At 69.4% G+C, this 13,196-nt stretch carries 13 protein-coding genes; 6 read left to right on the top strand and 7 right to left on the bottom strand.

Translation table 11 applies throughout. The features are described from left to right. Nucleotides 1-21 precede the first annotated feature (21 nt). The 3 genes from folB to ACIPEK_RS23420 all read left to right on the top strand — a co-directional run bounded on the left by folB (nucleotide 22) and on the right by ACIPEK_RS23420 (nucleotide 1,555). A complete protein-coding gene (gene folB / locus ACIPEK_RS23410) occupies nucleotides 22-381 on the top strand; it encodes a dihydroneopterin aldolase (RefSeq protein WP_189546133.1) in 360 nt (119 codons plus the stop codon). Then, complete coding sequence (folK, locus tag ACIPEK_RS23415; RefSeq protein ID WP_401999228.1) at nucleotides 378-989, top strand: 2-amino-4-hydroxy-6-hydroxymethyldihydropteridine diphosphokinase; 612 nt, start codon at nucleotides 378-380, stop codon at nucleotides 987-989. The genes folB and folK overlap by 4 nt, the downstream gene beginning before the upstream one ends. An 83-nt stretch (nucleotides 990-1,072) precedes the next feature. After that, nucleotides 1,073-1,555, top strand: coding sequence for a DUF3180 domain-containing protein (locus ACIPEK_RS23420; RefSeq protein WP_383067325.1), 483 nt, complete (start codon nucleotides 1,073-1,075; stop codon nucleotides 1,553-1,555). 37 nt (nucleotides 1,556-1,592) lie between these two features. On the opposite strand, the gene folE is transcribed toward ACIPEK_RS23420, so the two are convergent. From folE to dacB, 6 genes are all read right to left on the bottom strand, one after another. Continuing rightward, nucleotides 1,593-2,198: a GTP cyclohydrolase I FolE gene (gene folE, locus ACIPEK_RS23425; RefSeq protein ID WP_327274490.1), complete on the bottom strand. Its 606-nt coding sequence runs from the start codon at nucleotides 2,196-2,198 to the stop codon at nucleotides 1,593-1,595. Between the two features lie 154 nt (nucleotides 2,199-2,352). Beyond that, the gene (gene ftsH / locus ACIPEK_RS23430) at nucleotides 2,353-4,383 is read right to left on the bottom strand and encodes an ATP-dependent zinc metalloprotease FtsH (protein ID WP_383067322.1); all 2,031 of its coding nucleotides are present in this window, start codon (nucleotides 4,381-4,383) and stop codon (nucleotides 2,353-2,355) included. A 224-nt stretch (nucleotides 4,384-4,607) separates the two neighbouring features. Next, nucleotides 4,608-5,147: a hypoxanthine phosphoribosyltransferase gene (gene hpt / locus ACIPEK_RS23435; protein ID WP_072487175.1), complete on the bottom strand. Its 540-nt coding sequence runs from the start codon at nucleotides 5,145-5,147 to the stop codon at nucleotides 4,608-4,610. A 99-nt stretch (nucleotides 5,148-5,246) separates the two neighbouring features. After that, nucleotides 5,247-6,329 (bottom strand): tRNA lysidine(34) synthetase TilS, encoded by a 1,083-nt coding sequence (gene tilS, locus ACIPEK_RS23440; protein ID WP_383067320.1) that lies wholly within the window; start codon nucleotides 6,327-6,329, stop codon nucleotides 5,247-5,249. A gap of 199 nt (nucleotides 6,330-6,528) precedes the next feature. Next, complete coding sequence (locus ACIPEK_RS23445) at nucleotides 6,529-7,662, bottom strand: zinc-dependent metalloprotease (protein ID WP_401999232.1); 1,134 nt, start codon at nucleotides 7,660-7,662, stop codon at nucleotides 6,529-6,531. Nucleotides 7,663-7,711: 49 nt separating this feature from the next. After that, entirely contained in the window at nucleotides 7,712-9,217 is a 1,506-nt protein-coding gene (gene dacB / locus ACIPEK_RS23450; protein ID WP_401999235.1) for a D-alanyl-D-alanine carboxypeptidase/D-alanyl-D-alanine-endopeptidase, read from the bottom strand. Nucleotides 9,218-9,303: 86 nt separating this feature from the next. Here dacB and ACIPEK_RS23455 point away from each other — a divergent pair, with 86 nt between their 5' ends. Then, complete coding sequence (locus ACIPEK_RS23455; RefSeq protein ID WP_003968257.1) at nucleotides 9,304-9,798, top strand: inorganic diphosphatase; 495 nt, start codon at nucleotides 9,304-9,306, stop codon at nucleotides 9,796-9,798. Between the two features lie 227 nt (nucleotides 9,799-10,025). Continuing rightward, on the top strand, nucleotides 10,026-11,741 hold the full coding sequence (locus tag ACIPEK_RS23460) for a threonine/serine exporter ThrE family protein (RefSeq protein ID WP_383067314.1): 1,716 nt from the start codon (nucleotides 10,026-10,028) through the stop codon (nucleotides 11,739-11,741). A gap of 214 nt (nucleotides 11,742-11,955) precedes the next feature. On the opposite strand, the gene ACIPEK_RS23465 is transcribed toward ACIPEK_RS23460, so the two are convergent. Further along, nucleotides 11,956-12,669 carry a DedA family protein gene (locus ACIPEK_RS23465; protein ID WP_383067312.1) on the bottom strand — a complete coding sequence of 238 codons (714 nt, stop codon included), beginning with the start codon at nucleotides 12,667-12,669 and terminating at the stop codon, nucleotides 11,956-11,958. Between the two features lie 148 nt (nucleotides 12,670-12,817). On the opposite strand from ACIPEK_RS23465, the gene ACIPEK_RS23470 reads away from it, so the two are divergent. After that, entirely contained in the window at nucleotides 12,818-13,183 is a 366-nt protein-coding gene (locus tag ACIPEK_RS23470) for a YbjQ family protein (protein WP_327274483.1), read from the top strand. Nucleotides 13,184-13,196 lie beyond the last annotated feature (13 nt).

Raw genomic sequence — 13,196 nt, forward strand, 5'->3', positions numbered from 1 at the left:
ACGACAGCAGGAGTGATTCGCGTGGATCGTGTCGCGCTGCGCGGCCTCAAGGCCCGTGGACACCATGGCGTCTTCCCCCGAGAACGGGAAGAGGGCCAGACGTTCATCGTGGACCTGGTGCTCGGCCTCGACACCCGCCCCGCGGCAGCCGCCGACGACCTGACGAAGACCGTGCACTACGGCATCGTCGCGGAGGAAGTCGTCGACGTGGTGCAGGGGGAACCGGTCGATCTGATCGAAACGCTCGCGGAGCGCATCGCCCAGAAGTGCCTCAAGCACGAAGGAGTCGAGGAGGTGGAGGTGGTGGTGCACAAGCCGGATGCGCCGATCACCGTCCCCTTCGACGATGTGACCATCACCATCACCCGGAGCCGAGTATGAGTGCATTTTCTACCGAGGGGCGGAGCGACCCGACCGTACAGCCGGTTCCCGCCTCCGTGGTCGAGCAGGTGGACGCCGCGGACGTCACCCTCTCCAACCCCAAACGCGCCGTGATCTCCCTGGGCTCCAATCTGGGCAACCGCCTGGAGACCCTCCAGGGCGCCATAGACGCCCTGGAGGACACCCCCGGCCTGCGGGTCAAAGCGGTCTCCCCGGTGTACGAGACGGAGCCCTGGGGCGTCGCTCCCGGCTCCCAGCCCTCGTACTTCAACGCGGTGATCGTCGTGAAGACGACGCTTCCCCCGTCCTCCCTCCTGGAACGCGGCCAGGCCGTCGAAGAGGCCTTCGACCGGGTCCGTGAGGAACGCTGGGGCCCGCGCACCATCGACGTCGACATCGTGGCGTACGCGGATGTCGTCTCCGACGACCCGGCGCTCACCCTGCCTCACCCCCGTGCCCATGAGCGTGCCTTCGTGCTCGCCCCCTGGCACGACGTCGACCCCGAGGCTCAGCTGCCCGGCGCCGGCCCCGTCGCGGAGCTGCTCGCCGGTGTCGGCCGGGAGGGTGTTCTGCCCCGGGCCGATCTGGAACTCCGTCTGCCCGAGTAGTCGTTAGGCTCAACGGAAACGGATCACTGGCTACACGGACCACTGGTGACACGCACCACTGGCGGCGAAGGGCGGATCACTCGGTGAAGCAACTACGGCTCGGGGTACTGGCCGGCCTCTTCGCCGCAGCCGGGGTGCTCTCCTGGGGCGGTGCCCGCCTCTGGGACTCCCTGGGCAGTCTGCCGAGCGTTCCCCTCGCCGCGCCGATCGTGCTCGCGGTGATCGCCGCCATCCTGCTCGCGACGGCGCTCTCCATCCGTTCCCGGCTGCGCGCCCAGCGTGAGCGCCGGCCGGGAGCCAAGGGCGTCGAGCCACTGATGGCGGCCCGCGCAGTCGTCTTCGGCCAGGCCAGCGCGTTGGTCGTCTCCCTGGTCTCCGGCATGTACGGCGGCACGGGCGTCTTCCTGCTCGGCTCGCTCGACATCCCGGCCCGCCGCGACCAGGCGATCTACGCGGGCTTCGCGGTCCTGGCCGGCATCGCGGTGGTTGCCGCGGCCCTCTGGCTGGAGCGCATCTGCAAACTCCCGGAGGACGAGGACAACGACAAGAGCTCGGCGGCCGCGTAGCGGTCACCGAGCTCTCCCCTCACAACCGCTCCGGAACTCAGCGCGCCATGATCAGGCTCATGGCCTCGGCGCGCGTCGCGGGGTCGCGGAGCTGGCCGCGTACCGCCGAGGTCAGCGTCTTCGCACCGGGCTTGCGGATACCGCGCATCGACATGCACATGTGCTCGCACTCGACGACGACAACGACCCCGCGCGGCTCCAGAATCTCCATGAGCGAATCGGCGATCTGCGTGGTGAGCCGCTCCTGGACCTGCGGGCGCCGGGCGAAGACATCGACGAGGCGGGCCAGCTTCGACAGACCGGTGATCTTGCCGCTGGTCGCCGGGATGTACCCGACATGCGCGACACCCCGGAACGGCACCAGGTGGTGTTCACAGGTGGAGAACACCTCGATGTCCTTGACCAGCACCATCTCGTCGTGGCCGAGATCGAACGTGGTCGTCAGAACATCCTCGGGCACTTGGTAGAGGCCCGCGAATATCTCCTTGTAGGCCCGTGCCACCCGCCCCGGCGTCTCGCGCAGTCCCTCACGGTCCGGGTCCTCGCCCACGGCGAAGAGGAGTTCGCGTACGGCCGCCTCGGCCCGCTTCTCGTCGAACTCACCGATCGAACCCTGGCCGTCCAACGTCACCGGGTCGGTCATCTGTGCCTCGTTCCTCTGAGCTGTCACCCGCGCAAGCCTCCGCACGGGCGTACGAAAAAGCCGCGCCCCCACAGGCTAGAACCTGCGGGGGCACGGCATCCATTCCGGGTCCGGTGCGGGTCCCGTGACAGGGGCCACACCGGGGTCGCGGAACTCAGCTCTCGGTGCGGTCCTCCGGAAGCACCTCGGTGGCCGGGACGGTGTCCGTAGGGACGACCGAGCCGTTCGCCGTGGTGGCGCCGTTGGTGAGGGCGAGCTCCTTCGGCGAGAGCACCGGCGGCCGCGTCGACGGGGTGCGTCGGGCGGAACCGGTCCATGCCGGACGGGACGGACGCTTCACGATCGGGGCGAAGATCTCGGCGATCTCCTCCTTGCCGAGCGTCTCCTTCTCGAGAAGCTGGAGAACCAGGGCGTCCAGCACGTCGCGGTTCTCGACGAGGATCTCCCACGCGTCGTTGTGCGCGGTCTCGATGAGCTTCTTGACCTCTTCGTCGACGAGGGCCGCGACCTCTTCCGAGTAGTCGCGCTGGTGGCCCATCTCCCGGCCCACGAAGGGCTCGGTGTTGTCGCCGCCGAACTTGATCGCGCCGAGCCGCTCCGTCATGCCGTACTGCGTGACCATCGCGCGGGCCGTTGCGGTGGCCTTCTCGATGTCGTTCGCAGCGCCGGTGGTCGGGTCGTGGAAGACCAGCTCCTCGGCCGCGCGCCCGCCCAGCATGTAGGCCAGCTGGTCGAGCATCTCGTTGCGCGTCGTGGAGTACTTGTCCTCCTCCGGGAGCACCATCGTGTAGCCGAGGGCGCGGCCGCGGGAGAGGATCGTGATCTTGTGGACCGGGTCCGACTGGGGGGAAGCCGCCGCGACCAGGGCGTGTCCGCCCTCGTGGTACGCGGTGATCTTCTTCTCCTTCTCGGACATGATCCGGGTCCGCTTCTGCGGACCCGCCACGACGCGGTCGATGGCCTCGTCGAGCATCTTGTTGTCGATCAGCTTCAGGTTGCCGCGCGCCGTGAGGAGCGCCGCTTCGTTCAGCACGTTCGACAGGTCGGCACCGGTGAAGCCGGGCGTACGACGGGCAACGGCGCCGAGGTCGACGTCCTTTGCGACCGGCTTGCCCTTCTGGTGCACCTTGAGAATCTCGAGACGGCCCTGCATGTCCGGCCGGTCGACCGCGATCTGCCGGTCGAAACGGCCCGGTCGCAGCAGCGCCGGGTCGAGGATGTCCGGCCGGTTCGTGGCGGCGATCAGGATGACGCCGCCCTTCACGTCGAAGCCGTCCATCTCGACGAGCAGCTGGTTCAGCGTCTGCTCGCGCTCGTCGTGACCGCCGCCCATTCCGGCACCGCGGTGCCGGCCGACGGCGTCGATCTCGTCGACGAAAACGATCGCCGGAGCGTTCGCCTTGGCCTGCTCGAAGAGGTCACGGACCCGGCTGGCACCGACACCGACGAACATCTCGACGAAGTCGGAACCGGAGATCGAGTAGAACGGGACGCCCGCCTCGCCCGCGACAGCGCGTGCGAGCAGCGTCTTACCCGTACCGGGAGGCCCGTAGAGCAGGACACCCTTCGGGATCTTGGCACCGACGGCCTGGAACTTCGCCGGCTCCTGGAGGAACTCCTTGATCTCCTGGAGCTCCTCGACGGCCTCGTCCGACCCCGCCACATCGGCGAACGTCGTCTTCGGGGTGTCCTTGGTGATCAGCTTCGCCTTGGACTTCCCGAACTGCATGACCCGGGAGCCGCCGCCCTGCATCTGATTCATCAGGAACAGGAAGACGACCACGATCAGGACGAAGGGCAGCAGCGAGAGGAGGATCGAGATGAACGGGGACTGCTTCGACGGCGAGACAGTGTAGCCCTTGTCGATCTTGCCGCTCTCGAACTTCTGCTGCAGCCTGTCGGCCAGCTGGACACCCTGGTCGCCGATGTAGCTCGCCTGGAACTTGCTGCCGGACTCGCCCGAAAGCTTCTGGCCCTTGTTCAACTCGATCTTGATGATCTGTTCGTCACCGGTGGTCAGCTTGGCCTGCGCCACCTGGTCCTTGCTGATCGCCTGGATCACCTTGCCGGTGTCCACCGATTTGTAGCCGCCCGACGAGCCGACGACCTGCATCAACACGACCACGGCGAGGACGGCCAGCACGATCCACATGACCGGCCCACGGAAGTATCGCTTCACGTCCATCCATACGGGGCGATGACGCCCCGTCCCTCCTGCCCGTAGGTAAATGCTGCTGTGAGAAAAGACTGTTCTTCGGACGGTACCCCAGCATTGTCGCCTGCGGCTGCCGAGGACGTCTGTCAAAACCCGCCTTCAAAGGCTCAACGGCGGGAATCCGGTGAAAGGTTCCCGTCGTCCGCCCCGGACGGGCCGGGCACCCCGGCCGGGCGAGAGGTGCCGGGAGGCGGTCAGCCCCCGTAGACGTGCGGAGCGAGCGTGCCGACGAAGGGCAGATTGCGGTACTTCTCCGCGTAATCCAGCCCGTATCCGACGACGAACTCGTTGGGGATGTCGAAGCCGACCCACTTGCAGTCGAGCGCGACCTTGGCCGCGTCCGGCTTGCGCAGCAGGGTGCAGATCTCCAGGGACGCCGGCTCACGCGAGCCGAGGTTCGACATCAGCCAGGACAGCGTCAGGCCCGAGTCGATGATGTCCTCGACGATCAGGACGTGCTTGCCCTTGATGTCGGTGTCCAGGTCCTTGAGGATCCGGACCACTCCGGAGGACTGGGTGCCCGCGCCGTACGACGAGACGGCCATCCAGTCCATGGTGACGGGGGTGGACAGCGCGCGCGCCAGGTCCGCCATCACCATCACTGCGCCCTTGAGGACGCCGACGATGAGCAGGTCCTTGCCCGCGTACTCCGCGTCGATCTTCGCGGCCAGCTCGACGAGCTTCGCGTCGATCTCTTCCTTGGTGAGGAGCACCGACTGAAGGTCGGTGCCCATGTCCTTCTCGTTCACCCGCGTCTCTTTCTTTGCCTGCCGGATCCGGGGTATTGACCCGGATCTGCGCGGCCGCTCGCCTGCATGTCAGCCGCTCGTGCTTCAGCTCTGCCGAATCACCAGTCTGCCACCCTGCCGCATGGCTTCGACCCGGCCCGGCAGGTTGATGGCCCGCTGGCCGCGCCAGCCGGTGATCAGACGGTCGACTTCCTCGATGTGCCGGGCGAAAAGCGAACCGGCCGGGGAGCCCGCCTCCATGGCGGCCCGACGCAGTACCCGGCGGCGCACGGCGGGCGGCAGCGCGTACAGCTTGGCGCACTCCAGCCGGCCCGCGTCGTCCCGCACGGCGCGGTCGGCCTCGGCGGCCCAGGTGTCCAGGGCGTCGGCGTCGTCGCGGGAGAGCTGCGCCGTCCGGGCCAGGGCCTCGACGACGCCCTTGCCCAGCGCCTTCTCCAGGGCGGGCAGGCCCTCGTGGCGCAGTCGGGAGCGGGTGTAGGCGGGGTCGATGTTGTGCGGGTCGTCCCAGACGGGCAGCGACTGGACGAGGCAGGCCTTGCGGGCGGTCTGCCGGTCGAGCTGGAGGAAGGGGCGGCGGTAGCGGCCGGCCGGGCCGGATGCGGCGGCCATGCCGGAGAGGGAGCGGATGCCGGAGCCGCGGGCGAGGCCCAGCAGCACCGTCTCCGCCTGGTCGTCACGGGTGTGGCCGAGCAGGACGGCGGCGGCGCCGTGCCGCTCGGCCGCCGCGTCCAGGGCGGCGTAGCGGGCGTCGCGGGCCGCGGCCTCGGGTCCGCCTTCCTGGCCTACCTGAACGGCGACGGACTCGACCGGGTCGAGGTGCATGGCGGTGAGGCGGTCGACGACCTCGGCGGCCCGGGTGTCGGATCCGTCCTGGAGGCCGTGGTCGACGGTGATGCCGCCGGCCCGGACGTCGAGTTTGCGGGCCTCGAAGGCGAGGGCGGAGGCGAGCGCCATGGAATCGGCGCCGCCGGAGCATGCCACCAGCACCAGCGGGGTATCGGGGCCTTCGGGGAGTGCGGCGCGCTGCCTGCCCGCACCGGCTTCGGCGAGCTCGGGGTGCGGGGTGCGCCGGGTGTGCTCGGCGCTCCGGGTGTGTTCGGTGAGTACGTCGTGGAGTACGCGGCGGACCGCCAGGCGTATCGCCGCGACCGCAGGATGGGGACCCATGTCCGGTGCCCTTCGTGAAGTTTTGGGAGGTGCCTCGGAGTGCCGGGACAGGAAAAGTGCCGTCACTCAGAGTGCGTCGATGGTGACAGAGGCAAGCCGTCCATCGAGCATTGCACGCCTTCCCATGCCTCTACGGTCCCTCGGATGGGTGAATACCGGCGCGTTCGTGTCCTGTCGTCCGTCGTCGGGCCCGTCGTGATCAGGACTCTGCCTTACGGTGCACCCTCGCGATCCAGTCAGCCGGTTTCGCGATCTCCGCCTTGGTCGGGAGGGTGTTCGGCGAGGTCCAGACCCGGTTGAAGCCGTCCATGCCGACGTTGTCGACCACGGCACGGACGAATCGCTCGCCGTCGCGGTACTGGCGCAGTTTGGCGTCGAGTCCGAGAAGCTTGCGCAGCGCCTGGTCGAGACGGCTCGCACCGCGCGCCCTGCGCTGCTGGAACTTCTCCCGGATCTCGCCGACGGAGGAGACGACCTCGGGGCCGACGCCGTCCATCACATAGTCGGCATGGCCTTCGAGCAGGGACATCACGGCGGTGAGCCGGCCGAGGATCTCGCGCTGGGCGGGTGTCTGGACCAGTTCGACGAGGCTGCGGCCGCCGTCCTCCCCGTCCTCGCCCTCGGGGCGGCCCCCGGCCAGGGACTGGGCGGCCTCACGGAGCCGTTCCAGCACGGTCATCGGGTCGACGTCGGTCTCTTCGAGGAACGACTGGATCTCACCCTGCAGATGGTCGCGGAGCCAGGGCACACCGGTGAACTGGGTGCGATGGGTCTCCTCGTGGAGGGCGACCCAGAGCCGGAAGTCGTGCGGGTCGACCTCGAGTTCGCGCTCGACATGGACGATGTTCGGGGCGACGAGCAGCAGCCTGCCGCCGCCGTCGGCCGAGGCCGGGAACTCACGGGTGGCGGGGGCGAACGTCTCGTACTGGCCGAGGACCCGGGAGGCCAGGAACGACAGCAGCATCCCCACCTCGACGCCGGTCACCTTGCCGCCGACCGCACCGAGCACGGCGCCGCCGGGGCCGTTGCCGCGCCGGTCCTGCATCTTCCCCAGGAGCGGGCGGAGCAGTTCGCGGAAGCCCGCGACATTGGCCTTGATCCAGCCGGCCCGGTCCACGACCAGGACCGGGGTGTCCTCCGGTTCGGTCCCCTCAGGGATCATCCGGGTGAAGGAACGGACGTGCTCCTCCGCGGCCTTGGCATGCCGGCGCAGCTCCGCGACGACCTCGCGGGCGTCCTCGCGGCTGATCTCGGGCCCCGGCCGCACAAGTCGGGTCGCGGTCGCGACCGCGAGATTCCAGTCGACCATCTCGGCACCACCGATGCTCGTCATGCGTCAACCGTACGTGCTCGGGTGCGTCCGCGGTGTGGTGTTGACCGGCTCATCGGGTACGGGCGGCGAGGCTGGTGGCGAGGGCGTCGAGGGAGGACTGGGCCTCGGACGGGGATGTCGTACCGGATGCCAGGAAGGCGAAGGCGAGCAGCCGGCCCTGCCTGTCGACGACCGTCCCGGCGAGGGTGTTCACACCGGTGAGGGTGCCGGTCTTGGCGCGGATCAGGCCGGTGCCTGCGGACTTCTGGGTGTACCGGCCGCTGAGGGTGCCGCTGAACCCGGCCACCGGGAGGCCGGTGAGGACGGGGCGCAGTTCGGGGTGGTCCGGGTCGGCGGCGCGGGCGAGGAGGCCGGCCAGCAGTCCGGCGGTGACCTTGTCCTTGCGGTTCAGCCCGCTGCCGTCGGCGAAGTTCGCACCCTTCAGCGGCAGGTGGAGCTTCTTGAGCTGTGCGGTGACGGCCCGTCGGCCGCCGTCGAAGTCGGCCCGTTCGCCCGCGGCCAGGGCGGTCTGCCGGGCGAGTGCCTCGGCGATGTCGTTGTCGCTGTTGGTCAGGGCCCTTTCGACCAGTGCGGAGATCGGGGTGGAGAGGTGTTCGGCGACCGGCCGGGACTTGGCGGCCGGCCGGCCGGGCACAGGGCCGGACCGGGTGGCGATCCCGGCATCGTCGAGCAGCTCGCCGAAGGACCGGGCGGCGTCACCGGCCGGGTCGTCGCTGCGTGGGGCGGGTCCGCTGTCGGTGCTGTCCAGCCTGCCCTCATCGGTCATCAGGGCGCTGACGGGCGCGATGTTCTCGTTGGGGCCGATCGGGTGCCGGGCCGGGCCGGAATAGCGGGAGGTGTCGTACGTGAGGCGGACCGTCTTTACGCCCCGGTCCTTCAGGGTGCGGGCGGTGTCAGCGGCCAGTGCGCGCAGGGCGGCCTTGTCGAGGGTGGGGTCGCCGCCGCCGACCAGGGCGATGCTGCGGGAGTCGGGGGACGCCTGGACCGTCGTGGCAATGCGGTGGTCGGGGCCGAGCGCGCTCAGGGCGGCGACCGCGGTGGCGATCTTGACGGTGGAGGCGGGTGTCATGGGCGTGTCGGCGCCCTGGCCGTACAGCCGCTCGCCGGTGGCGGTGTCGATGACGACGGCGGTACGCACGGTGCCCAGGGCGGGGGCCTTCAGCAGCGGGCCCAGGGTGGCGCGGAGGGCGGCCGCTGCGCCGTCCGGGGCGTCTCGGGCGTCCGGGGCGGCGTTGTCGACGACGGAGGAGAGGGGCGCGAGGACGGCCGGGGCGCTGGGTGCGGGCTCCGGTCCGGACGGTGCGCCGGGTTCGTGATGTACGCCACCTGTGCGGCTCCGGGCGGCAGCCCAGTCCCGCTCGGCCTTACGCTGACCCGAGTCCCAGGGGCCGGCGGCAAGGACGACGCCGGCTGCGAGCGCCAGGCCGAGGCCGGCGGAGACAGCCGTGAACTGCCGATCGTTCAGCCCCTTCGACCTGATCACGCTGGCCTGCCGGGTGAGCCTGCTCAGCTTGTCGAGCGGATCGACCGACGGTCTTTTCACCGGCTCGTCCACCGTTGACCAGCCCCTTTCGCGAGCACACATCTGCGTGGGGGACACTTAATCACCAGTCTTATGTCTTGATCATGGAGGAGCCACCCGTGGAGTTCGACGTCACCATCGAGATTCCGAAGGGTTCGCGGAACAAGTACGAGGTGGACCACGAGACCGGTCGGATCCGCCTGGACCGTCGACTCTTCACCTCGACCAGCTACCCGGCGGACTACGGCTTCGTCGAGAACACCCTCGGCGAGGACGGTGACCCGCTGGACGCGCTGGTCATCCTGGACGAGCCGACCTTCCCCGGCTGCCTCATCAAGTGCCGCGCCATCGGCATGTTCCGGATGACGGACGAGGCCGGCGGCGACGACAAGCTGCTGTGCGTGCCGGCCTCCGACCCCCGGGTGGAGCACCTGCGCGACATCCACCACGTGTCGGAGTTCGACCGCCTGGAGATCCAGCACTTCTTCGAGGTCTACAAGGACCTGGAGCCCGGCAAGTCCGTCGAGGGTGCCGACTGGGTCGGCCGCGCCGAGGCCGAGGCCGAGATCGAGGCCTCCTACAAGCGCCTTGAGGCACAGGGCGGCGCGCACTGACCCAAGGGTCGCGGCCGGATTCCGGCCGGGATACATCGCGCGGTTCCGTTTACGGTTCCGCGCCGGAAACGGGCGGCACTCCATCCCACAGGGCGCCGCCCGTTTCGTATGCCCGCCCGCGTGTCAGTCCGGTCCGGTTCCGCCCGCCTCGCATCCGCACCCTTGCCCGTGGCCATACTGGGCAGAGGCGCAACCGAAGACGCGCAGCCGATGAGGAGCGAGGTCGAGTGGTGGCGGAACCGGGCGGTCCGGAGGACCAGAAGCCCCAGTCCGACGAGGCGCGCAGCGCCTTCGTCCCGCCGGCCGGGGTAGGGAGGCCCACGTCTGCCTCCGACGACGACCACCCGACGTCGGAATTCGCCATTCCGACCGGTCTGACAACCGAGCCCCAGGGGTCGGCGACAGGTTCCGCTTCGGGCTCCGGATCGGGTTCCGGTCCGGCCTCAGGCCCGGACACGATCGGCTCCGCCTTCGCCCCGCCGCGCACCTACAGCGCCCAGCATCCGCCACCCGCGTTCACTCCGGCGCACGGCAGTCCGATGATCCGGCTGACCAAGGAGGCCCCTTGGCAGGACCGGATGCGCACGATGCTGCGGATGCCGGTCGCCGAGCGCCCGGCACCCGAGCCGGTGCAGAAGCCCGACGAGGCGGGGCCCGCGGTGCCGCGCGTGCTCGACCTGACGCTGCGTATCGGGGAGCTGCTGCTCGCCGGCGGTGAGGGCGCCGAGGACGTCGAGGCGGCGATGTTCGCGGTGACACGCAGCTACGGCCTGGACCGCTGCGAGCCCACGGTCACCTTCACCCTGCTGTCGATCTCGCACCAGCCGTCGCTGGTCGACGACCCGGTGACGGCGAGCCGTACCGTACGCCGCCGCGGCACCGACTACACCCGGCTGGCAGCCGTCTTCCGGCTCATCGACGACATCACCACCGAGGATGTCGAGGTCTCGCTGGAGGAGGCCTACCGGCGCCTGGCAGAGATCCGGCGCAACCGGCATCCGTACTCCGGCTGGGTGCTGACGCTGGCCGGCGGCGGTCTTGCGGGGGCGGCATCGGTGCTGGTCGGCGGTGGTCCGCTGGTGTTCCTGGTGGCGGCGATCGGCGCGATGCTCGGCGACCGGCTTGCCTGGCTCTTCGCCGGGCGGGGGCTGCCGGAGTTCTACCAGTTCGTGGTGGCCGCGATGCCGCCCGCCGCGATGGGCGTGGCGCTGACCCTCACCCACTGGTCGGACGTACGGCCGTCCGCGGTCATCACCGGTGGGCTGTTCGCGCTGCTGCCGGGGCGGGCCCTGGTGGCGGGTGTGCAGGACGGGCTGACCGGTTACTACATCACCGCCGCCGCGCGTCTGCTCGAAGTCATGTACTTGTTCATCGGCATCGTCGTCGGTGTGCTGCTGGTCCTGTATCTGGGACTTCAGCTGGGCGCCCAGCTGAACCCCGAGGCCAGGCTCATCGCCCCCGACCGGCCGGTGGTGCAGATCCTGGCATCGATGGCGCTCTGTTTCGCCTTCGCGATCCTGCTCCAGCAGGACCGGTCCACGGTGCTGGCGGTGACCCTCAACGGCGCCGTGGCCTGGGTGATCTACGGGGCGATGGCCAGGACCGGCGGCATCTCGCCGGTGGCGGCGACCGCGACGGCGGCCGGTCTGGTGGGCCTGTTCGGGCAGCTGCTCTCGCGCTACCGGTACACCTCGTCGCTGCCGTTCATCACGGCGGCGATCGGCCCGCTGCTGCCCGGCTCCGCCACGTACTTCGGTCTGCTCGGCATGGCACAGGGCAACGTGAACACCGGGCTCGCCTCGCTGTCGACCGCGGTGGCGACCGCGCTGGCCATCGCGATCGGGGTGAATCTGGGAAGCGAGATCTCCCGGCTGTTCATGCGGGTGCCGGGGGCGGTCGGCGGGGCGAACCGCCGCGCGGCCAAGCGGACGCGCGGCTTCTGAGAGCCTGTCGGGTGACCTCCGATCGGATAGCGGACGCGGTCTGGTGCGTGCGGTTCCAAGGCGGAGGAGGGAGTCGTGAAGGGGGTCCCCCATGCCTTCAGCTATGGGGGAGTCGGTGACTGACGACAACGCGGGAAGCGTGCGTGCCAGGGCGTGGCCGCCCGGTCGGAGGTCACCCGACAGGCTCTGAGGCTGCCGCCGGTACGGCTCCGGGTCAGCGCTTGGCGTGGCGGCCGCGCTGGCCGGAGACCGGGCTGCCGCCGGCGGACGGGCCATGGCCCTCGCCGCCACCGGCCGCCGCTTCCTTCTTCGACTTGGAACGGGCCCGCAGGAACTCGATCGCGATCGGCACCACCGAGATGAGCACGATCAGGATGAGCATCGCCTCGATGTTCTCGTGGACGAAGTCGATCTTGCCGAGGGCTGCGCCGAGCAGCGTGACCCCGACTCCCCAGAGCACACCGCCGATGATGTTGAACGTGATGAACGAGCGGTAGTTCATCCGGCTCACACCGGCGATGATCGGCGTGAATGTACGCACGATGGGCACGAAGCGGGCCAGGATCAGCGACTTCGGTCCGTACTTCTCGAAGAACTCGTGGGCCTTCTCGACGTTCTCCTGCTTGAAGAGGCGGGAATCCGGGCGCTTGAAGAGCGACGGACCGACCTTGCGGCCGAAGAGATAGCCCACCTGGTCGCCGATGATCGCCGCCAGCGCCACCAGCACGCAGACCAGCCAGAGCGGAGACTTCAGCTGGCCCGTGGTCACCAGCAGACCCGTGGTGAACAGCAGGGAATCGCCGGGAAGGAAGAAGCCGATCAGCAGTCCGGACTCGGCGAACACGATGAGGAGGACGCCGGGAAGTCCGAAGGTGTTGATCAGATAGTCCGGGTCCAGCCAGCTCGGTCCGAGCGCAAGCGTATTCAAGGGTCCGGGCTCCTGGATCGATCGATGGCGGCTGTGTGGCCGCCCAAAGCTATCAACGCAGGATGACATCCCCGGGTTCCAGTGGCCCGTGCGAGGATGCACACCCCGGCGAACCGGGGAAAAAGCTTTCTCCAGGAGGTGCCACACGATGGGCATTGAAGAATACGGCGGCGGACAGCCGGCCCAGTCCGATGTCCTGGTCGTCACCACGAACGACGTACCGGGCTATCAGGTGACCCAGGTGATCGGTGAGGTGTTCGGCCTGACGGTCCGTTCCCGCCACCTCGGCAGCCAGATCGGCGCCGGGCTGAAGTCCATGATCGGCGGCGAGCTGAAGGGGCTGACCAAGACCCTCGTCGAGACCCGTAACCAGGCGATGGAACGGCTCGTCGAGCAGGCGAAGGCCCGGGGTGCCAACGCGGTGCTGATGATGCGCTTCGATGTGACCGAGGCGGCCGACGTGGGCACGGAGGTCTGTGCGTACGGAACGGCCGCCGTGATCAGCAGGAGCTGAGCGGCGCGGGCAC

Origin of the sequence: Streptomyces sp. NPDC088246, assembly GCF_044741025.1 — a bacterium.
GTDB lineage: Bacteria > Actinomycetota > Actinomycetes > Streptomycetales > Streptomycetaceae > Streptomyces.